The sequence below is a fragment of the Variovorax sp. LjRoot175 genome (assembly GCF_964253805.1).
Classification (GTDB): Bacteria; Pseudomonadota; Gammaproteobacteria; order Burkholderiales; family Burkholderiaceae_C; genus Variovorax.
On sequence record NZ_CAXURY020000001.1, the window covers coordinates 3,938,803 to 3,958,662 of the forward strand.

Genomic DNA, 19,860 nt, shown 5'->3' on the forward strand with positions numbered 1-19,860 from the left:
CATCGACTTTAGAACAGACTGCCCTGTCCCGCTTCGCCGGGCGGCCGAAACGCGCTGAGATCGAGCGCGATGCGCTCGCGGTTGAAGCCGATGCGCCGGGTCGCCTTCTCGAAGCGCTGGCGGATCAGGTCGGCCCACAGGCCGCTGCCCACCATGCGTGTGGCGAAGTCGGCGTCGTAATCCCTGCCGCCGCGCATCTCGTGGATGCGCGCCATGATGCGGCCCGCACGCTGCGGGTAGTGCAGCTCCAGCCACTGCTTGAACAGCGGCGCCACCTCCCAGGGCAGCCGGATCACCGTGTAGAAGGCGCTGCGCGCACCGGCCTCCCACGCGGCTTCGAGCACCTGCTCCATGTCCTCGGTGACGAAGGGAATCTGCGGTGCCACGCTCACACCCACCGGCACGCCGGCCTCGGCCAGCGTGCGCACGGTGCGCAGCCGCCGGTGCGGCGCCGCCGCGCGCGGCTCCAGCTTGCGCGCGAGTTCGCCGTCGAGCGAGGTGATGGTCACGTACACCGCCGCCAGATGCTCGGCCGCCATCGGCGCGATCAAGTCGAGGTCGCGCTCGACCGCGCTCGACTTGGTGACCAGCCCGAAGGGATGGCGCGTTTCCTTCAAGAGCTCGATCACCGAACGCGTGAGCCGCAGCTCGCGCTCGATCGGCTGGTAGCAATCGGTGGCGGTGCCGATCGCGATGTGGCTGGGCCGGTAGCTCTTGCGGCCGAGCTCGGCGCGCAGCACCTCGACGATGTTGCGCTTGGCGATCAGCTTGGTCTCGAAGTCCAGGCCAGGCGACAGGTTCAGGTAGCTGTGCGTGGGCCGTGCGAAGCAGTAGATGCAGCCGTGCTCGCAGCCGCGATACGGATTGATCGATCGATCGAAGTAGATGTCTGGCGAATCGTTCTCGCACAACACCGACTTCACGTCTTCGAAACGCACCTCTGTTTGAAGCGGCGGCAGCGGCTCGGCCGCGCCTTCTTCGAGCGTGCCCCAGCCGTCGTCGTAGGCATCGCGCACGTCGCGCTCGAAGCGGTGCGGCAGGCGGGTGGCCGCGCCTCGGCCCTTGAGGGCATGGACGGGAATGAAAACATCGGCCATGGTGAAATGTCTCTTGGAAACTGTATGAACATACAGTATTTCACCAATTGGCCAGCGCCGCATCAGATTTTCATTTCTTTATTGACAGAAATTTCGAAAACCATAAACTCGATCGCAAGGCCACACCATGCAACTGACCGAAATCCAACGCAAATTCGTGCTTCACTGGGGCGAGATGGGCTCCCTGTGGGGTGTCAATCGCACCGTGTCGCAGATCCACGCGCTGCTCTTCGCCCATGGCAAGCCGCTGCATGCCGAGGAGCTTTCCGAAACGCTCAACGTGGCCCGCTCCAACGTGAGCAACAGCTTGAAGGAACTGCAGGCCTGGAACCTGGTGCGCGTGACCCACGTACTGGGCGACCGGCGCGACTACTTCGAGACCAGCGTCGACGTGTGGGAGCTGTTCCGCACCGTGGTGCGCGAGCGCAAGGAGCGCGAGTTCGACCCCACCGTGCGGGTGCTGCGCGAGATCATCGCCAGCCCCGACTTCGGCAAGGAGCCGGCCGACGCGCAGGACCGCATCCGCTCCACCATGGAACTCATGGCCAAGCTGGGCACCTGGGCCGACGAGATGCTGCGGCTGTCGCCCGGCACCCTCGACAAGGTGCTGACGCTGGGCGCAAGCGTGCAGAAGTTCGTGCGCGGCGATGCGAACCGCGGCAAGGACGATCCTGACGCGCACCATGCCAGCCTGCCCATGCTCTGACATTTTTTTGCGTGTTTATTTCTGTTTTGACTGAAGCATCGAGAAGAACTCAAACCCGGAGTAGCGCCATGACCACTTCATCGAACATCCTCGTCTGCGGTGCCAACGGTTTCATCGGCAGCCGCATCGCCGCCGCGGTGCAGAAGGCGGGACACCAGGTGACCTGCGGCAGCGCAACGCGCCTGCGCACCGACCTGCCCCACCTGCCGATCGACTACTCGCGCGACACCGATGCCGCGACCTGGCTGCCGCGCCTGGCGGGCTTCGACACGGTGATCAACGCCGTCGGCGTGCTGCGCGACAGCGCGCGCCGGCCGATGCAGGCGGTGCACACGGACACGCCGGCCGCGCTCTTCCAAGCCTGCGCGCAGGCCGGCGTGCGCCGCATCGTCCAGATCTCGGCGCTGGGCATCGGCCGCAACGACAAAGACAACCCGACCCAGTACGCGCGCACCAAGCGCGCCGCCGAAGCTGTACTGCAAGCCCTGCCCGCCGGCGGCCCGTCGTGGATCGCGCTGCGGCCCTCGGTCGTGCTCGGCCAGGGCGGCGATGCGACCAAGCTGTTCCACACGCTGGCCGCACTGCCTGTGCTGGCGATGCCCGCCCCCGCGCTTGCTGCCAAGTTGCAGCCGGTCTATGTCGAGGATCTCGCACGTGCCGTGGCGGTGCTGGCCGACCCGGCCTCGCCCTCCCGCGGCGTGGTGGAGTTCGGCGGGGCACGCGCGATGACGCTGGCCGAGCTGATCGCCACCTTGCGCAGCGCGCGGCGCGGCGGTGCGCCGAAGCCGGCCCGCGTGCTGCGCCTGCCTGCATGGGTGGGCGTGCTGAGTTCGCGCGCCGGCGACTTCGTACCCGGCGTGCCGTGGTGCACCGACACCCGCGTGATGCTCGAGCTCGACAACGTCGCGAGCAATGCGCCGCTGCGCGGCTGGCTGGGCACCGCGCCGCGCGACCTGCGCGATTTCGCCGACACCTTGTGAATCAACTTCAGGAAAGCACTTCATGAGCGACACCCTCCCGCAACGCATCGCGCTGCCGGCACCTGCCGCGCCCTCGCATGCCCCCGTGACGCCGAGCGACACGCAGGACTACTTCACCGAGGTCGCCGACGACTACCGCGCTTGGAGCCCGGGCTACAACATGCACTTCGGCTTCTGGCGCGCAGGGCTGAATCCGTTGCGGCGCGAGGGCATGCTGGTCGAGATGAACCGCGCCGTGGGCCGCGCGCTGCAGCTCGACGTCGCGAAGCCAGCCTGCGTGGTCGACCTCGGTTGCGGTGCCGGCGCCACCGCGCGCACGCTGGCCATGGAGCACCCCAAGCTCTACGCGGTGACCGTGACCAACGTGGCGGTGCAGAACACGATCGCGGCCCGGCTCGATGCCGGCGCCGGCGTGGCCGACCGCGTAGCGCACGTCGAGGCCGACTACAACCGCACCGGGCTGCCCACCGCGCAGGCCGACGGCGCCTGGGCGGTCGAGAGCGCCTGCTATGCGAGCGGCGCCACCAAGGCCGACTTCGTCGCCGAAGCCGCGCGCCTGCTCAAGCCCGGCGCGCGGCTGGTGGTGATCGACGGTTTCCTGCTGCGCCGCCAGCCCGGCCGCATCGCCGGCTGGCTGCACCGGCTCTGGGCCGACAGCTGGGCCGTGCCCACGCTGGCCACGCGCGACGACTTCGCCGCAACGCTCCAGAGCCACGGCTTCGCGCAAGTCGAAGTGAAGTCGCTGCGCTGGCGCGTGGCACCGAGCGCGCTGCACATTCCTGTGCTCGCCACGCGCTTCACGCTGGCCGAGCTCTGGAAGGCGCGCGGCCGCCTCTCGCCCTGGCGCCGCAAGCACATCGTCGCCAGCTATTGCGCCCTCGCGCTGGGCCTGTTCTGGCGCGACTTCGACTACTGCATGGTGACCGCCGTGCGCGACGCGAGCGAGGCGGGCCGCGCATGAGCGAGGAGGCAGATCCGGCGCACCAGCGAAGCACGCACCACGTCGCCGCACCGCCGGCGGTCGAGCTGCCCTTCCATTGGCTCCTGCCGCTGTTCGGGGGCGCGGCCGCGGCCCTGGTCATGCGCCTGGCCTTCAGCGGCTCGCCGGGCCAACGCTACTCGGCCATGCTCGGCAGCTTCATCTACCTGGCACCGGTGCTCTGCGGCGCGGTCACGGTCTATCTCGCCGAGCGCAGCCGCAGGCGCAGCTTCTGGTACTACCTCTGGGCGCCGTGGTGCGCCACGGCGCTGTTCGTGGGCGGCACGTTGATGATCTACATCGAGGGCCTGATCTGCGCCATCGTCATCGTGCCGCTGTTCGCGCTCATGGGCAGCCTGGGCGGCCTGATGATGGGCGTGGTCTGCCGCGTCACCGACTGGCCGCGGCCGACGCTCTACGGCATCGCGGCCTTGCCACTGCTGCTCGGCGCGATCGAGCCCTCGCTGCCCGATCCCCAGCAGCTCTCGAGCACCTCGCGCACGATCTTCATCGCAGCGCCGGCCGAGCGGGTCTGGCAATCGCTCAACGATGCGCGCGACATCCGGCCGGACGAAGTCGGCGATGCCTGGGCCTACCGGATCGGCGTGCCGATGCCCATGGAAGGACGAACCGAGGAAAGCCCCGAAGGCCGGGTACGCAAAGTGCGCTGGCAGAAGGACGTGCACTTCGACGAGCTCATCACCGAATGGGAACCGTCGCGGCGCGTGAAGTGGCGCTACCGCTTCGCGCCCGACTCCTTTCCCGCCGGCGCGCTCGACGACCACGTGGTGATCGGCGGCCACTATTTCGACCTGCGCGATTCGGCCTATACGCTCTCGCCGCGCGATGGCGGCACCGAGCTGCGCATCGACGTGTCCTGGCGCGTCAGCACGCGCTTCAACTGGTATGCGGACCGGGTCGCGCACTTCCTGCTGGGTGATTTCTCCGAGCACATCCTGCGCTTCTACAAGGCGCGCAGCGAAGCGCCTTCCGCGTGATCCTGATCAGAACTCCGCGTCGAGCTCGTCAATCTCCTCGGGCTCCAGCTTGGCCGCCTCGATCCACTCCTGCATGGCCGGCAGTTCGACGATCCGCTTGCAGTAGGCGGCGCAGGCGCGGTCGAGTGCGACGTCGTAGGTCATGAAGCGGGTGACCACCGGTGCGTACATCGCGTCCGCCATGCTGGGCTCCTTGCCGAACAGGAAGGGGCCGTCGTAGGCCTTGAGGCACTCGCGCCAGATCAGGGCGATGCGATCGATGTCGGTCTGCGCGCGCGACCAGATCTTGAAGTTGGGAAACCTGGCCTTGATGTTCATCGGCAAGGCGCCGCGCATCGAGCCGAAGCCCGAATGCATCTCGCCGCAGATCGCGCGGCAGTGGGCGCGGGCCTTGATGTCGGCCGGCAGCAACCCGGCCTTGGGCTTGATCTCGTTCAGGTATTCGCCGATCGCGAGCGTGTCCCAGACCTTCACGCTGCCGTGCTGCAGCGAGGGCACCAGCATCGAGGCCGACAGCAGCAGCATCTCGGCCTTCATGGCCGGGTCGTCGGGCGGGATCACCTTCTCGACGAAGTCCAGCCCCGCCAGCCGGCACATCAGCCAGCCGCGCAGCGCCCATGCGCCGTAGTTCTTGCTGCTGATCGTGAGAACGGGTTTGCTGCTCGCCATGGGGACGCTCCTCGGCTGCCGGGATAGGCCCTGCAGTGTGTGCAAGGCCTGTGCCAGAACAGTGCATGCCGCACCCACCCCGGCGCGCGCCTTGGCCCGCAAATTGCCTGCGAGAGGTATATATGTTGTACAGGGCCTACCAAACCAGCGCCGACCTGCTTTCGCCATCGCGGCTCGCGGCGCAGTACCTCGGCAGTTCCCTGTGGCAGCAGAATTCGCAGCGCAGCGCGGCGCGGCGCATCGCCGCCGCCATGGAGGTCTACTCGCGCATGCGGCTCACCCACACGCGGCCGGCCTATGGCATCCAGAGCGTGACGGTCGACGGCGAAGAAGTGGCCGTGCATGAAGAGGTTGCGCTGGTCGCGCCCTTCGGCACCTTGCTTCACTTCCGCAAGAACACCAGCGCGGTGCATCCGCCGGTGCTGCTGGCCGCACCACTTTCGGGCCATTTCGCGACCCTGCTGCGCGAAACCGTGCGCACCTTGCTGCGGGACCACGACGTCTATTTGACCGATTGGCACAACGCCCGCGACGTGCCGCTCTGGCATGGCGGCTTCGGCCTGGACGACTACACGCTGCAGCTCATCAAGTTTCTCGAGGCCGTCGGACCCGGCGTGCACATGGTTGCGGTCTGCCAGCCCTGCGTGGCGGCGCTGGCGGCCACCGCGCTGATGGCCGAGGACGACAACCCGTCCACGCCGCGCAGCCTCACCTTGATGGCCGGGCCGGTCGATTGCCGCATCAACCCGACGGCCGTCAACAAGCTTGCGAACGAGCGCCCGATCGGCTGGTTCGAACGCAACCTGATCAGCCGCGTGCCCTGGCCGCATGCAGGCATGATGCGGCGCGTCTACCCCGGCTTCCTGCAGCTCACCGCCTTCATGAGCATGAACCCGGAGCGCCACAAGCAGCAGTTCCAGAACCTTTTCGAGTACCTGGTCGAAGGAGAAATCGAGAAGGCCGCCACCATCCGCGATTTCTACGACGAGTACCTGGCGGTGAACGACCTGCCGGCCGAGTTCTACCTGGAGACGGTGGAGCGCGTGTTCCAGACCTACGACCTGCCGCGCGGCGCGCTCACCGTGGGCGAGCGCAAGGTCAACCCCGCTGCCATCCGCCGCACCGCACTGCTGACCGTCGAAGGCGAGCGCGACGACATCTGCGCGGTCGGCCAGACGGTGGCAGCGCAAGACCTCTGCACCGGCGTGCGCCCCTACCTCAAGACCCACCACCTGCAGGCGGGCGTGGGGCACTACGGCGTCTTCAGCGGCAGCAAGTGGAATGCGCAGATCTATCCGCGGGTGCGCGAGGCGATCCACACGGCTGCCGAGGTGCACTGACTCCACTGGCTGGCGCTGGTCTAGACTGGCCCGGATGACGCCCGCGCCCGCCTCCCCGCTCGATGCCTTCCTGCATGCGATCCCGAAGCTCGAGCTGCATTGCCACCTGTTCGGCACAGTGCGGCACGACAGCTTCGCGGCGCTCAATCGCCGCGCCGGGCGGCCGCTGGCCGATGAAGAGATCGAAGGCTTCTACACGCGCGGCGAGAAGCCGGTCGGCGTGCTTCGCGTGCTGCGCGCGCTCGATGCGCAGCTGGTGCGCGTGCCCGACGACCTGCACCGGCTCACCTTCGAATACCTCGAGGACGCGGCGGCCCACAACGTGCGCTACGCCGAGTTCTTCTGGAACCCGACCGGCACGGTGCGCGACTCCGGCATCGCCTACCGCAGCGCGCAAGAGGCCATCGTGCGCGCCATCCATGACGCAAAAGACGAGTTCGGCATCACCGGCCGGCTGATCGCGGCCATCGACCGCGAGGCCAGCCCCGAGGCTGCTGTCGAGATGGTCGGCTGGGTCACGGCCAACCTCTGCGAGGAGGTGATCGGTATCGGCATCGACTACCGCGAGGTCGACCGGCCACCCGAGCTCTTCCAGGAGGCGTACCGCGACGCGCGGCGCGCCGGCCTCAAGACGACCGCGCACGCGGGCGAGTTCGGCATGCCGTGGACCAACGTGCGCACCGCGCTCGACGTGTTGCAGGTCGACCGCATCGACCACGGCTACACGGTGGTCGACCAGCCCGAGTTCGCACGCGAGTGCGCCGAGCGCGGCGTGCTCTTCACCGTGGTGCCGACCAACTCCTACTACCTGCGCACGCTGCCGCCCGAGCGCTGGGCGCTGGACCATCCGATCCGCCGCATGCCCGGCCTGGGCCTGCGCATCCATCCCAACACCGACGACCCCACGCTGCACAAGGTCACGCCCACGCAAGCCTGGGGAATGATGGTGCGCGACTTCGGCTTCGGCCTCGACGATCTGCGCGGCTTCATGCACAACGGGCTCGACGGCGCATGGATCGACGACACGACGCGCCGCGAATGGCGCGTGCAATGGAGCGCCGAATTCGATGCGCTGCGCGCACAGCTGCCGCAAGACCAGATCACTTCCGAAGACTGACCATGCCTAGACCCAAGCCCCTGCTCCTCGCCTCGATGCTCCTGGCCGCGCTGCCCGGCGCGGCATTCGCCCAAGCGCCCGCATGGCCCGCCGCCAAGCCGATCACGCTGATCGTTCCCTACTCTGCCGGCGGCAGCGTGGACTTCAATGCGCGCCTGGTCGCCACCAAGCTAGGCGAACGGCTCAAGCAGTCGGTCGTGATCGAGAACGTAACCGGCGCCGGCGGCGCCATCGGCGTGGCCAAGGCCGCCAACGCGGCGCCCGACGGCTACACGCTGGTGGCGGGGCCGGACAGCGCGATCGCGATCGGCAAGCTCATCAACCCCGCCGCCTTCAAGTTCGACCCGCTGAAGGACCTGGCGCCGGTCGGCATGCTCAACACCGCGCCGATGGTGCTGGTCGCGCGGCCGGGCCTGCCGGCGCAGAGCTACGCCGACTTCGTCAAGCTCGCCAAGGCCGCGCCGGGCAAGTACAACTACGCGACCTCGGGCGTAGGCACGGTGCTGCAGCTCGCGATGGAGCTGCTCAAGGAAAGAAGCGGCATCTACGTGACCCATGTGCCCTATCGCGGCGGCGCGCAGATCGCCACCGATGTGATCGGCAACCAGATCGACCTGGCCATGCTGATCAGCACCAGCGCGATCCCGCATGTGAACGGCGGCCGCCTGAAGGCGCTGGGCGTGACCGGCAGCAAGCGTCTCGACGCGCTGCCCAACGTGCCGGCCTTCGACGAGATGCCGGGCCTCAAGGGCTATTCGATGCTGAGCTGGACCGGCATCTTCGCGCCGGCCAACACGCCGCCGGCGATCGTCATCCGCCTCAACCAAGAGCTCAATGCGGTGTTGAAGGACCCCGAGGTGCGCACCAAGCTGACGGAGCAAGGCGCGCTACCGGGCAGCGGTTCGGCTGAAGAACTCGGCAAGTTCGTACACGCCGAGTACGCACGCAACCAGAAGATCGTGCAGGCGGCGAACATCAAGGAGTGAAGAGCTACGAGGACTCGTCTTCCGCCGGCCAGTCGCGGATATAGGCTTTCAGCATCTTGTTCTCGAAGTTCTGGCTGTCGACCACGGCCTTGGCGACGTCGTAGAAGCTGATCACGCCCATCAGCATGCGCTTGTCCATCACCGGCATATAGCGCGCATGGCGCTCGAGCATGATGCGGCGGATTTCGTCGAGGTCGGTTTCGGCCGTGCAGGTGACGGGATGGTCGTCCATCGCCTTGCGCACCAGCGTGCCGCCGACCTGGCCGCCGTTGCCGACGATGGCGACGATGACTTCGCGGAAGGTGAGCATGCCCACCAGGTCGCCATGCTCCATGACCACCAGCGAGCCGATGTCCTTGTCGGCCATGGTGTTGACCGCATCGGACAGGGGTTCGTCGGGCGTGACGGTGTAGAGCGTGTTGCCCTTCACGCGCAGGATGTCGCTGACTTTCATCGTGGTGCTCCTCACTTGCTCGGCGGCGTGCCGATTTGAATATAGCCCACAATGGCCGCCCGTCCACAGGCCCATGTCGGCGTCGCAGGCATTGCGCGCGCCACGGGGCATTGCAGAAACGACCATCGAAAGGCTCCCATGCCCGGCTATTCCGACCCCGGCTTCGATACGCTGGCACTGCACGCCGGCGCCGCACCCGACCCCGCCACCGGCGCACGCGCGGTGCCGATCCACCTCACCACCTCCTTCGTCTTCGAGTCGAGCGACCATGCGGCCGCGCTCTTCAACCTCGAACGCGCGGGCCATGTCTACTCGCGCATCAGCAACCCGACCAACGCGGTGCTCGAACAGCGCGTGGCCGCGCTCGAAGGCGGCATCGGTGCGATCGCGACCGCCAGCGGCCAGGCCGCGCTGCACCTCTCGATCGCGACGCTGATGGGCGCAGGCTCGCACATCGTGGCGAGCACCGCGCTCTACGGCGGCTCGCAAAACCTTTTGCACTACACGCTGCGGCGCTTCGGCATCCAGACCACCTTCGTGAAGCCGGGCGACCTCGACGGCTGGCGCGCCGCGATCCGGCCGGAGACCAAGCTGCTGTTCGGCGAGACCGTGGGCAACCCGGGCCTCGACGTGCTCGACATCCCGGCGGTGAGCGAGATCGCGCACGCGGCCGGCGTGCCGCTGCTGGTCGATTCCACGCTGACCTCGCCCTACCTGATCAAGCCCTTCGACTGGGGCGCCGACCTGATCTACCACTCGGCCACCAAGTTCCTCTCGGGCCACGGCACCGTGATCGGCGGCGTGGTGGTCGACGGCGGCAGTTTCGACTGGGAGCGCTCGGGCAAGTTCGCCGAGCTGACGCAGGCCTACGACGGCTTCCACAACATGGTCTTCAGCGAGGAAAGCACGGTCGGCGCCTTCCTCTTGCGCGCTCGGCGCGAGGGGCTGCGCGACTTCGGCGCCTCGATGAGCCCGCACACGGCCTGGCTGATCCTGCAGGGCATCGAGACCCTGCCGCTGCGCATGGAACGCCACATCGACAACACGCAGAAGGTGGTCGAGTTCCTGGCGGCGCATCCCTTCGTGGCGCACGTGGGACATCCGCTGCTCGAAACGCATCCGAGCCATGCGCTGGCGGCCAAGCTGCTGCGCCACGGCGCCAAGGGCGCCGGCGCGGTCTTCAGCTTCGACCTCAAGGGCAACCGCGAGCAGGGCAAGAAGTTCATCGAGGCGCTGAAGCTCTTCAGCCATCTCGCGAACGTGGGCGACTGCCGCAGCCTGGTGATCCATCCGGCGAGTACCACGCATTTCCGCATGACCGACGAGGCGCTGGCCGGCGCAGGCATTTCGCAGGGCACGATCCGTCTGTCGATCGGGCTCGAGGACCCGGCCGACCTGATCGACGATCTCAAGCGTGCCTTGAAGGCCGCAGAAAAGGCAGGCGCGTGATGGATCTGCTCGTCAACGGTCACCGCAGCTACTGCTACACCGGCGGCAAGACTTTCGATGCCGCGAAGCCCAGCGTGGTGTTCATCCATGGCGTGCTCAACGACCACAGCGTGTGGATCCTGCAAAGCCGCTGGTTCGCCAACCACGGCTGGAACGTGCTGGCGATCGACTTGCCCGGGCATTGCAGGAGCGAGGGCCCGCCGCCCGCGAGCGTCGAGGAGGCGGCGCAATTCGTCGTCGCGCTGCTCGATGCGGCCGGCATCGGCAAGGCAGCTCTGGTCGGCCACAGCTTCGGTTCGCTGATCGCGCTCGAAGCGGCTGCGCGCGCGCCGGAGCGGGTCACGCACCTGGCGCTGGTCGGCACGGCCTACCCGATGACCGTGTCACCCGCGCTGCTCGACGGTGCACTGAACGATCCGCAGCGCGCGATCGACATGGTCAACACCTTTTCGCATTCGCTGCTGGCGCCGCCACCGTCCTCGCTGGGCCCGGGCACCTGGCTCTACGGCGGTTCGCGCGCGCTGATGCGGCGGGTGCTGGCCAGCAACCGCGACGCCAACGTGTTCCACATCGGCTTCAAGGCCTGCAACGATTATGCGAACGGCGAAGCGGCGATCGCGGCCGTGCAGTGCCCGATCCTGTTCCTGCTCGGCGACGCGGACCAGATGACGCCGGCGCGCGCGACCCGTGCGCTGAGCGCGAAAGCGCCCCGGGCCCAGGTGCTCACCGTCAGGGCCGGCCACCAGCTGATGTCGGAAGCGCCGGACGAGGTGCTGTTCGCGCTGCGGGACTTTCTCAGCGCAGCGCGTTGATGTCCGCGGTTTCGACCAGCGGCGTGGGCGCGCCGCGCCGGGCGACGACCAGCATCGCGCGGCCCACCTGTTCGCTGGTGGTCACGTGGCGCGGCGCCAGACGCTTGATCAGGCCGAAGATCGGGCTGGCCAGCACGTAAATCCAGCGGTAGAGCGCCACCTTGGAACGCACGCCGTGCAAGGGCTGGATGAAGCCGGGGCGGAACATGTAGGCGGCCTTGAAAGGCAGGCGCATCAGCGCGTTCTCGGTCGCGCCCTTGACGCGCGCCCACATGCTGGAGCCGCGCTCGCTGCTGTCGGTGCCGGCGCCGGACACATAGACAAAGGTCATCTGCGGATTGAGCCGCACCAGCACCTTGGCGGCGGCCAGCGTGAGCTCGTAGGTGACGTGCCGATAGGCCTCTTCGCTCATGCCCGCCGACGAGACGCCGAGGCAGAAGAAACAGGCATCGAAGCCCGCGAGCTGTTCCCGGACGGCGCTCAAGTCGAAGAGGTCCGTCACGATCAGTTCTCGCAGCTTCGGATGGGTCTGCCCGGTCGTGCTGCGCCCGACGCTCAGCACCCGCGACACGCCGGCGTCGAGCAGGCATTCGCGCAACACGCCCTGGCCCACCATGCCGGTCGCGCCGAAGAGCAGGACGTTCATGGCGCTAGCCGACGCAGAAGGTATCGGGCTCGCGCGCCAGTGCGCGGAGCAGGGTTGAAACCTCGGCGGCCGACGCCTGCCCCGGCTGCAACGCGCCGAGCATGCGCGCCAGCGTTTCGGCATGCGGCAGCAGCGGGCCGAGGAAGCGGGTGCCGGACTCGCCCGCCACCAGGATGGTCGGGAAGGTCTCGACGTCGAAGTCGTCGGCCAGGTCGGCGTGGTCTTCGATGTCGACCCAGGCAAAGCGGAACTGCGGATGCGCGCGCGCCACCTGCTCGAACAGCGGCCGGTACTCGCGGCAGGCGCCGCACCATTCGGCGCACAGGCAGACCACCCACAGGGCATCGTCGGCCAGGGCCAGCCTCGCGGGAACTGTGGAATCGTTCAAGGTCGAATGAATGAGGGTGGAACGGAAAGCGATGCCATTATCGATACGGAAGCACATCCTGCAGCAGCAACGTCCGCAAGGGACCTTTCTGCCACAGGTTATCGAGGGCCGGCGCCTGCGGCATCAGCATTTCCTTGAGCAAGGGTTCGAGCCGCGTGCTGCGGGGGTCGGCCAGCAGCACGTAGCGCGGATCCTCGTTGGCCGGCTCCTCGGCCAGCGGCCCGATCCAGTCGAGCGCGACCAGCGTTTCCAGCACCGGCGCGAGCTGCAGGGCGTCGACCTTCATGCGCGCCACCAGCTCGGCCGCGCCCAGCCCCTTGGCCGGCGACGTCTGCGCGCGCGCCAGCTGCTGCAGCGTTTCCACCGCAAGCTGGAGCGGCCAGCCGGCCGTGCCGCCGCGTCGCGCGACGCCGGTCAGCAAGCTGGGCAAGTAGGCCGCGATCACCGCGCCCAGCAGCACGATGACCCAGGCCACATAGATCCACACCAACAGGATCGGCACGGTGGCGAAGGCGCCGTAGAGCACCGAATAGCTCGGCACCAGGCTCAGGTAGTAGCCCAGGACGCGCTTGGCGATCTCGATCGCGGCAGCCACGAAGATGCCGCCGGCCCAGGCATGCACCCATTTCACGTGGGTGTTGGGCACGTAGTGATAGAGCGAGGCCATGCCGCCGGCGAGCAGCACGAATTCGAAGGTGTCGAACACCAGCTTGAGCATGCCGCGGCCCACCACATCGCGCGAGACCGAGAAGACATAGGCCGTGGTGCTCAGGCTCAGGGCCAGCACCAGCGGCCCGAGCGTGATCGCGGCCCAGTAGATCAGCACCCGCTGCGCGAAGGGCCGAGGCGTGCGCACGCGCCAGATGTTGTTGAGCGTCTTGTCCATCGTCAGGATCAGCGCGATGGCGGTCACCAGCAGCAGCACCAGGCCGGCGACGCCGAGGCCGCTGGCCTTGCTCGCGAACTGGTTGAGGTAGCCCAGCACCTGGCGTGCGATGTTGTCCGGGATCAGGCTCTCGATCAGCCAGCGCTGTACCCGGCCCTGCATGGCCGAGAACATCGGGAACACCGTGAACAGCGCCAGCGCGACGGTGAAGAAAGGCACCATCGCGATGGTGGTGGTGAAGGTCAGGCTGCTGGCCGTGAGGCCCAGCCGGTCCTCGCGAAAACGTTCGCCCAGCACCGCGGCGGTATTGCCCCAGGGAAAGTGCGAAAGATCCCTCCAGAGTTGCCGGCGATTCATGGCCGGTATCATGCCATCGGGTCCTCTGCCGCTCCGGCGCCGCCCGATCGATCTCCCCTTGCCGTGACCGCTCCCAACGCCTCCCCTCCTTCCGTTTCCGCCACGCGCTGGCTCGCCGTCGGCAGCCTGGTCGGCCTGATCGTGCTCGGCCTGGCCTGGGAAATGTGGCTGGCGCCGCTTCGCCCGGGCGGCTCCTGGCTGGCGCTCAAGGTGCTGCCGCTCGTGGTGCCGCTCGCGGGCCTGCTCAAGAACCGGATGTACACCTACCGCTGGGTCAGCCTCATGGTCTGGCTCTATTTCACCGAAGGCGTGGTGCGCGCCTGGAGCGACGCCGACGGCACGAGCCAGGTGCTTGCGCTGATCGAGGTGGCGCTGTGCCTGGCGCTCTTCGCCGCCTGCGCCTGGCATGTTCGTCTTCGCCTGCGCCACGCGGCGCGGGCCCGCAATCTGGAAGGAGCCGCGCCATGAGCGCATCGTTGATCGACAAGCTGCGCACCATCGTCGGTGCCGCCCATGTGCTGACCGAGGGCGACCTCAGCGCCTACGAGCAGGACTGGCGCAAGCGCTCGCGCGGCAAGTCTTTGGCCGTGGTGCGCCCAGCCAGCACGCAGCAGGTGGCCGAGGTGGTCAAGGCCTGCGCGGCCGCCGGCACGACGATCGTGCCGCAGGGCGGCAACACCGGGCTTGCGGTCGGCTCGATCCCCGACGAGAGCGGCACCCAGGTGCTGTTGAGCCTGCAGCGCATGAACGCGATCCGCGGCATCGACGCCGCCAACCTCACGATGACGGTGGATGCCGGCTGCGTGCTGCAGACCCTGCAGGAAGCCGCCGAAAGGGCCGGCTTCCTGTTCCCGCTGAGCCTGGCGGCCGAAGGCAGCTGCACCATCGGCGGCAACCTGGCGACCAATGCGGGTGGCACGCAGGTGCTGCGTTACGGCAATGCGCGTGAGCTGTGCCTGGGGCTCGAGGTCGTCACGCCGCAGGGCGGCATCTGGGAAGGCACCAGCGGCCTGCGCAAGGACAACACCGGCTACGACCTGCGCGACCTGATGATCGGCAGCGAAGGCACGCTGGGCATCATCACCGCCGCCACCCTGAAGCTCTACCCGCTGCCGGCCGCGCGGCTCACCGCCTGGGCGGCCGTGCCTTCACTCGACCATGCGGTGACGCTGCTCGGCCTGGCGCACAAACGCCTGGGCCCGGGGCTCACGGGCTTCGAGGTCATGGGCAAGTTTGCCCTGAGCCTGGTCGACAAGCACATGCCGCAGCTGCGCGTGCCCTTCATCGACGATGCGGCGGCGCCCTACTGCGTGCTGCTCGAGAACTCCGACAACGAATCCGAAGACCATGCCCGTGGCCGCTTCGAGGCACTGCTCGAAACCGCCTTCGAGGCCGGCTGCGTCAGCGACGCGGTGGTGGCCGAGAACCTCACGCAGGCACACCAGCTCTGGCACATCCGCGAAAGCATTCCGCTGGCGCAAGCCGAGGAAGGGCTCAACATCAAGCACGACATCTCGATTCCGGTGTCGCGCATCCCGGCCTTCGTGGCCGAGACCGACGCGCTGCTGGAACGCGAGGTGCCGGGCGTACGGCTGGTGAACTTCGGCCACCTCGGCGACGGCAACCTGCACTACAACGTGCAGGCGCCCGCCGGCGGCGACAACGGCGCCTTCCTGCGCGAGCACGAGGAGCGCATCAACACGCTGGTCTACGACGCGGTCGCGAAGTTCGACGGCTCCTTCTCGGCCGAGCACGGCGTCGGCTCGCTCAAGGTCGACAAGCTCGAAAAGCACAAGTCGCCGGTGGCGCTCGAGATGATGCGCGCCATCAAGCGCGGGCTGGACCCGCAGAACATCCTGAATCCGGGTCGGGTGATTCGCGCAGAGTAAGCGTGCGCGTAAAATATGCGCATACTCCATGAGCAAGGAAAACCCCATGCTTCGCTTCGACAACGCGCCCAAGAAAGCCACCAACCTGTCGCTCAATAGCAAGGTTCTCGAGATGGCGCGCGAGTTGGGTATGAACGTCTCGCAAACGGTGGACGGTTTGCTTGCCGAAGAAGTCAAACGCCGCTATTGGGAAAAGTGGGCTGCGGAGAACAAGGAAGCCATGGAGGCCTACAACGCGCGGATTGCGAAGGAGGGTCTGCCATTGGCCAAGTACCGCAGTTTTGCACGCAGCCTCGGCGATGGCAAAAAAGGCTGAGATGGCTCGCTTCGACGTCTACGCCAATCCCGATCCCGCAGACCGCACGACAATTCCATTCATGCTCGACGTTCAGAACGGCTTTCTGGATGTCCTCGAAACACGCGTGGTGGTGCCTCTCTATACACGCGGCAGGTTCACCACCCGCGTCCGGAACCTGAATCCGGAGCTCGAGGTGGCAGGCAAGGCGGTGATCATGGACACGGCTTCGATCGGCGCCGTGCCGATCAGCGATCTGCGCCGCCCCGTCGCCAACCTCGCCGATAGACAACTCGAAATCCAAGACGCCCTGGATACCCTGTTTCCAGGCTACTGACATGACCACCCGCCCCATCCGCTCCCAATACGAAGACTTCATGCGCCACGTCGACATGACCGGCGTGCACAAGAGCGACCGCACCGGCACCGGCACCAAGAGCGTGTTCGGCCACCAGATGCGCTTCGACCTGAACGAAGGCTTTCCGCTGGTCACCACGAAGAAGGTGCATCTCAAGTCCATCATCCAGGAGCTGCTGTGGTTCCTGACCGGCTCCAGCAACAACAACTGGCTGAAGGAGCGCGGCGTCACCATCTGGGACGAATGGGCGCGCGAGGACGGTGACCTGGGTCCGGTCTACGGCGTTCAGTGGCGCAGCTGGCCGACCCCGGACGGCGGCCACATCGACCAGATCCAGCAGGTGATCGACACGCTCAAGACCAACCCGGATTCGCGCCGCATCATCGTGAGCGCATGGAACGTGGCCGAGCTCTCGAAGATGGCGCTGATGCCCTGCCATGCCTTCTTCCAGTTCTATGTGGCTCCTTCGACAGGCTCAGGACGGGGCCGCCTCTCGTGCCAGCTCTATCAGCGCAGCGCCGACATCTTTCTCGGCGTGCCCTTCAACATCGCGAGCTACGCGCTGCTCACGCACATGATCGCGCAGCAATGCGATCTGGACGTGGGCGATTTCGTCTGGACCGGCGGCGACTGCCATATCTACAGCAACCATGCCGAGCAGGTGGCGCTGCAGCTGAGCCGCACGCCCTACCCTTACCCGACGCTGGTCATCAAGCGCAAGCCGGCCTCGATCTTCGACTACGAATACGAGGACTTCGAGGTCGTCGACTATCAGCATCACCCGGCCATCAAGGCACCCGTGGCCGTCTGAACCATGACGCGCATCAACCTGATCCTCGCACGCGCCGCCAACGGCGTGATCGGCCGCGACGGCGTGATGCCCTGGCATCTGCCCGAGGACATGGCGCACTTCAAGCAACAGACCGCCGGCGCGCCGGTGATCATGGGCCGCAAGACCTGGGACTCGCTGCCGCCGCGCTTCCGCCCGCTGCCGGGCCGCCGCAACATCGTGATCACGCGCCAGGCGGATTGGCAGAGCGACGGCGCAGAGCGTGCCGGCAGCCTGCGCGAGGCCTTGATCCGCTGCGAAGACGAGCAGTTGCCCGAGGTCTGGGTGATCGGCGGCGCACAGATCTATGCCGAGGCCGAGCCGCTGGCGCAGCGCGCCCTCGTGACCGAGATCGGGCGCGACTACGAAGGCGACGCCTGGGCGCCGCGCTTCGACGTGTCCTGGCGCGAGACCGCACGCGAGTCGCACATCGCGGCCAACGGCCTGCCCTACGCCTTCGTCACGCTCGAACGGCCCTGAAGGCCGGCAACCGCTCTCCGCACATCACGGCGCCCATTCGATCTCGTCGAGCGCGACGTACACGCGCCCGGCCTCGATCTTCACCGGATAGCTGCGCAGGTCCTCGGTGAGCGGCGCGCACATCGCCTTGCCGGTGCGCACGTCGAATTTGCCCTGGTGCAAGGGGCACTCAATCTCGTGGCCTTCGAGAAAGCCGTCGCACAGGCGGGCCTGGCCGTGCGTGCAGGTGTTGCTCGTCGCGAAGACCTCGCCGTCCACGCTGTAGAGCGCGAGGTCGCGGCCCTCGACCTCGATGCCCAACACGTCGTCGGCCGGCAGTTCGTCGACGGCGGCGGCGTCGATCCAGGAAGTAGTGCTCATGTTCATCCTCGTGGGCCTCGTCTCAGATCGGATAGATGATGGAGTTCGGGATCATTTCGCTGTCGTAGACGACGAGGCGTGAAGCGAACTTCAGGCCTTCGGGCCGCCGCACGACCGTGTCGATGTAGCGGCCCACGTTGAAGACGGTGGAGAGTTCGCTGAGCTTGGTGCGGAACACGGCGTAGTTGGCTTCGCTGCGGATCGTGCCGTCCTCGTCGACGCCATGCACCAGTGGCAGGCCTACTACATGGCGCTGGTAGTAGGGGTCGTGAAACAGCGTCTCGCGAATGCCGTAGACGCGGTCTTCCAGCATGCCTTTGCTCTCGAAGGACAAGGTGGCGAGCGGCAGGCCGCGCTCGTGGTTCTCGCGCGGCTGCAGGCGGTAGCTGCACTCGTCGATGAAGAAGGCGGGCCACAAATCCCAGTTGCCCGAGTCAACGGCACGTGCGTAGTCGGCGTAGAGTTGGCTCAGCTCGAAGTAGTCATGCGGCGCCATGGTCATGCCTCCATCACCTTGCGCCAGTACTTGTACATGCCGCGGATCAACGTCTCGGTCACCATGTGATCGGTGTCTTCCACCTCGCGCCCGCCGAGCTCGGCCAGCGTGCGGTGATAAGGCTTCTGCTCGAAGCCCTGCTGCGAGAACTCGATGACCTCGCCGTCGTCGGCCGAGACAAAACCGGCCGGCCCGAACAGGTTGGCCTGGCGCAGGCGCCGCTGCTGCATCTCCTCGCTGTCGTCCTCGAAGCCGAAGTGCGTCCAGACGAAATCGAAGGCATCGTGGCCCACCGGCTGGATGTGGCGCGTCGACACGCTGTTCACTTGCTGCTGCAGGATCACGCTCGGGAACAGCGTGGTCATCACCGCGGTCGGGCCGCCCCACCAGGGCTCGGGCACGATGTCGAGGAAGCGCGGGTCCTTCAGTTGCATGCTCTCCTTGAAACTGGACACCTGCGTGACCTGCGCGGCCTTGCCCGCGCTGCCGCGCGTCGAGATCATCGCGGCGTGGCGGCCGTGCGCATCCATCTTGAGTTCGGACTTGTTGTCCGCGCGCCAGAGGCCGAAGGTGACGAACCAGGTGTGCAGCAAGCCCGGGTGGTACGGGTCCTTGATGTTCTCCTGCATCAGCTTCCAGTTGCCCGGAATGCGCTGGCGGTTGTAGCCGAGGATCTTGAGCTTGCGGCCGTCGAACAGGCGGTCGAAGTAATGCAGGATGGCCGGCCCCATGAAGTCTTCCAGCGACTCCACTTCGTGGTCGAAGGAGGCGAACACCACGCCGCCGCGCGTGGCCACCTTGAGCTTGTTGAGGCTGTTCTCTTCAGGCTTGAAGTCGGCCGGCATGCCGCCGTTGACCTTGCCGTCCTGCTTGACGCCGCGCCGGAAGGGCACGCCCTGCAGGTCGCCCTTGAGTGTGTAGTTCCACTGGTGGTAGGGGCAGACGAATTCCTTGCGATTGCCCTGCCGCTCGCGGCAGAAGCGCATGCCGCGATGGGCGCAGACGTTCTCCACCACGTTGATGCCGCCTTCGGCATCGCGCACCATGATCACCGAGCGCTCGCCGATCGCGGTGCGCTTGAAGTCGCCGGCGTTGGGGATCTCGGCTTCCAGGCCGACGTAGCACCAGTGCTTGTTGTAGAAAAAGCGCTCCAGCTCCTTCTTGTGCTGGTCCTCGCCGATGTAGGCCATGAAGGGAATGCGGCTGGTCTTCTCCGACTCCCAGTGGATCTTCTCGGGGAATACGATGGATTGGGGGGTGGTCATGGGAGTCTCCTTTTCTCGCTTTCT

Annotated in this window: 24 protein-coding genes; 15 read left to right on the forward strand and 9 right to left on the reverse strand. The window is 67.0% G+C overall.

What is annotated here, in order from left to right:
- Window positions 1–8 precede the first annotated feature (8 nt).
- A complete protein-coding gene (locus ACSQ89_RS19530; RefSeq protein ID WP_093103171.1) occupies window positions 9–1,097 on the reverse strand; it encodes a PA0069 family radical SAM protein in 1,089 nt (362 codons plus the stop codon).
- 127 nt (window positions 1,098–1,224) lie between these two features.
- On the opposite strand from ACSQ89_RS19530, the gene ACSQ89_RS19535 reads away from it, so the two are divergent.
- From ACSQ89_RS19535 to ACSQ89_RS19550, 4 genes are all read left to right on the forward strand, one after another.
- Entirely contained in the window at window positions 1,225–1,803 is a 579-nt protein-coding gene (locus ACSQ89_RS19535) for a GbsR/MarR family transcriptional regulator (RefSeq protein WP_436291030.1), read from the forward strand.
- A 68-nt stretch (window positions 1,804–1,871) separates the two neighbouring features.
- Complete coding sequence (locus ACSQ89_RS19540; RefSeq protein ID WP_436291029.1) at window positions 1,872–2,783, forward strand: NAD-dependent epimerase/dehydratase family protein; 912 nt, start codon at window positions 1,872–1,874, stop codon at window positions 2,781–2,783.
- Window positions 2,784–2,805: 22 nt separating this feature from the next.
- A complete protein-coding gene (locus tag ACSQ89_RS19545; RefSeq protein WP_436291028.1) occupies window positions 2,806–3,744 on the forward strand; it encodes an SAM-dependent methyltransferase in 939 nt (312 codons plus the stop codon).
- On the forward strand, window positions 3,741–4,760 hold the full coding sequence (locus ACSQ89_RS19550; RefSeq protein WP_436291027.1) for an SRPBCC domain-containing protein: 1,020 nt from the start codon (window positions 3,741–3,743) through the stop codon (window positions 4,758–4,760). The genes ACSQ89_RS19545 and ACSQ89_RS19550 overlap by 4 nt, the downstream gene beginning before the upstream one ends.
- Before the next feature lie 6 nt (window positions 4,761–4,766).
- Here ACSQ89_RS19550 and ACSQ89_RS19555 read toward each other — a convergent pair whose 3' ends face one another.
- Window positions 4,767–5,429, reverse strand: a complete 663-nt coding sequence (locus tag ACSQ89_RS19555; protein WP_093103165.1) for a glutathione S-transferase — start codon at window positions 5,427–5,429, stop codon at window positions 4,767–4,769.
- A 122-nt stretch (window positions 5,430–5,551) separates the two neighbouring features.
- Here ACSQ89_RS19555 and ACSQ89_RS19560 point away from each other — a divergent pair, with 122 nt between their 5' ends.
- From ACSQ89_RS19560 to ACSQ89_RS19570, 3 genes are read left to right on the forward strand one after another with little or no spacing between them, the layout of a single operon-like run.
- The gene (locus ACSQ89_RS19560) at window positions 5,552–6,769 is read left to right on the forward strand and encodes a polyhydroxyalkanoate depolymerase (RefSeq protein ID WP_436291026.1); all 1,218 of its coding nucleotides are present in this window, start codon (window positions 5,552–5,554) and stop codon (window positions 6,767–6,769) included.
- Window positions 6,770–6,803: 34 nt separating this feature from the next.
- Window positions 6,804–7,886 carry an adenosine deaminase family protein gene (locus ACSQ89_RS19565; protein ID WP_436291025.1) on the forward strand — a complete coding sequence of 361 codons (1,083 nt, stop codon included), beginning with the start codon at window positions 6,804–6,806 and terminating at the stop codon, window positions 7,884–7,886.
- 2 nt (window positions 7,887–7,888) lie between these two features.
- Window positions 7,889–8,872: a Bug family tripartite tricarboxylate transporter substrate binding protein gene (locus ACSQ89_RS19570; protein ID WP_436291024.1), complete on the forward strand. Its 984-nt coding sequence runs from the start codon at window positions 7,889–7,891 to the stop codon at window positions 8,870–8,872.
- A 4-nt stretch (window positions 8,873–8,876) separates the two neighbouring features.
- Here ACSQ89_RS19570 and ACSQ89_RS19575 read toward each other — a convergent pair whose 3' ends face one another.
- Entirely contained in the window at window positions 8,877–9,326 is a 450-nt protein-coding gene (locus tag ACSQ89_RS19575; protein ID WP_093103159.1) for a CBS domain-containing protein, read from the reverse strand.
- Between the two features lie 138 nt (window positions 9,327–9,464).
- Here ACSQ89_RS19575 and ACSQ89_RS19580 point away from each other — a divergent pair, with 138 nt between their 5' ends.
- Together ACSQ89_RS19580 and ACSQ89_RS19585 are read left to right on the forward strand one after the other, a co-directional pair.
- Window positions 9,465–10,775, forward strand: a complete 1,311-nt coding sequence (locus ACSQ89_RS19580) for an O-acetylhomoserine aminocarboxypropyltransferase (protein ID WP_093103158.1) — start codon at window positions 9,465–9,467, stop codon at window positions 10,773–10,775.
- Window positions 10,775–11,587, forward strand: coding sequence for an alpha/beta fold hydrolase (locus tag ACSQ89_RS19585; protein WP_093103156.1), 813 nt, complete (start codon window positions 10,775–10,777; stop codon window positions 11,585–11,587). Before ACSQ89_RS19580 ends, ACSQ89_RS19585 begins: the two co-directional genes overlap by 1 nt.
- Here ACSQ89_RS19585 and ACSQ89_RS19590 read toward each other — a convergent pair.
- From ACSQ89_RS19590 to ACSQ89_RS19600, 3 genes are read right to left on the reverse strand one after another with little or no spacing between them, the layout of a single operon-like run.
- Complete coding sequence (locus tag ACSQ89_RS19590; RefSeq protein WP_436291023.1) at window positions 11,571–12,233, reverse strand: NAD-dependent epimerase/dehydratase family protein; 663 nt, start codon at window positions 12,231–12,233, stop codon at window positions 11,571–11,573. The genes ACSQ89_RS19585 and ACSQ89_RS19590 overlap by 17 nt on opposite strands.
- Window positions 12,234–12,237: 4 nt before the next feature.
- A complete protein-coding gene (locus ACSQ89_RS19595) occupies window positions 12,238–12,621 on the reverse strand; it encodes a thioredoxin family protein (protein WP_244503741.1) in 384 nt (127 codons plus the stop codon).
- A gap of 37 nt (window positions 12,622–12,658) precedes the next feature.
- Entirely contained in the window at window positions 12,659–13,876 is a 1,218-nt protein-coding gene (locus tag ACSQ89_RS19600; RefSeq protein ID WP_436291022.1) for a YihY family inner membrane protein, read from the reverse strand.
- Between the two features lie 51 nt (window positions 13,877–13,927).
- Here ACSQ89_RS19600 and ACSQ89_RS19605 point away from each other — a divergent pair, with 51 nt between their 5' ends.
- From ACSQ89_RS19605 to ACSQ89_RS19630, 6 genes are read left to right on the forward strand one after another with little or no spacing between them, the layout of a single operon-like run.
- Window positions 13,928–14,332 carry a DUF2069 domain-containing protein gene (locus ACSQ89_RS19605; RefSeq protein WP_093103150.1) on the forward strand — a complete coding sequence of 135 codons (405 nt, stop codon included), beginning with the start codon at window positions 13,928–13,930 and terminating at the stop codon, window positions 14,330–14,332.
- Window positions 14,329–15,753 carry an FAD-binding oxidoreductase gene (locus tag ACSQ89_RS19610; RefSeq protein WP_436291021.1) on the forward strand — a complete coding sequence of 475 codons (1,425 nt, stop codon included), beginning with the start codon at window positions 14,329–14,331 and terminating at the stop codon, window positions 15,751–15,753. The genes ACSQ89_RS19605 and ACSQ89_RS19610 overlap by 4 nt, the downstream gene beginning before the upstream one ends.
- Before the next feature lie 46 nt (window positions 15,754–15,799).
- Window positions 15,800–16,069, forward strand: a complete 270-nt coding sequence (locus ACSQ89_RS19615; protein WP_093103146.1) for a type II toxin-antitoxin system CcdA family antitoxin — start codon at window positions 15,800–15,802, stop codon at window positions 16,067–16,069.
- Between the two features lies 1 nt (window position 16,070).
- Complete coding sequence (locus ACSQ89_RS19620; RefSeq protein WP_436291020.1) at window positions 16,071–16,385, forward strand: CcdB family protein; 315 nt, start codon at window positions 16,071–16,073, stop codon at window positions 16,383–16,385.
- A gap of 1 nt (window position 16,386) precedes the next feature.
- Entirely contained in the window at window positions 16,387–17,217 is an 831-nt protein-coding gene (locus ACSQ89_RS19625) for a thymidylate synthase (RefSeq protein WP_093103143.1), read from the forward strand.
- Window positions 17,218–17,220: 3 nt separating this feature from the next.
- Window positions 17,221–17,715, forward strand: coding sequence for a dihydrofolate reductase (locus tag ACSQ89_RS19630; protein WP_093103141.1), 495 nt, complete (start codon window positions 17,221–17,223; stop codon window positions 17,713–17,715).
- A 24-nt stretch (window positions 17,716–17,739) separates the two neighbouring features.
- On the opposite strand, the gene ACSQ89_RS19635 is transcribed toward ACSQ89_RS19630, so the two are convergent.
- The 3 genes from ACSQ89_RS19635 to ACSQ89_RS19645 are packed head-to-tail and all read right to left on the reverse strand — an operon-like array spanning window position 17,740 to window position 19,836.
- Window positions 17,740–18,075, reverse strand: a complete 336-nt coding sequence (locus ACSQ89_RS19635; protein WP_093103140.1) for a non-heme iron oxygenase ferredoxin subunit — start codon at window positions 18,073–18,075, stop codon at window positions 17,740–17,742.
- A 22-nt stretch (window positions 18,076–18,097) separates the two neighbouring features.
- Window positions 18,098–18,571: an aromatic-ring-hydroxylating dioxygenase subunit beta gene (locus tag ACSQ89_RS19640; protein ID WP_093103138.1), complete on the reverse strand. Its 474-nt coding sequence runs from the start codon at window positions 18,569–18,571 to the stop codon at window positions 18,098–18,100.
- A 2-nt stretch (window positions 18,572–18,573) separates the two neighbouring features.
- Window positions 18,574–19,836 carry an aromatic ring-hydroxylating dioxygenase subunit alpha gene (locus tag ACSQ89_RS19645; RefSeq protein WP_093103137.1) on the reverse strand — a complete coding sequence of 421 codons (1,263 nt, stop codon included), beginning with the start codon at window positions 19,834–19,836 and terminating at the stop codon, window positions 18,574–18,576.
- Between the last annotated feature and the right edge of the window lie 24 nt (window positions 19,837–19,860).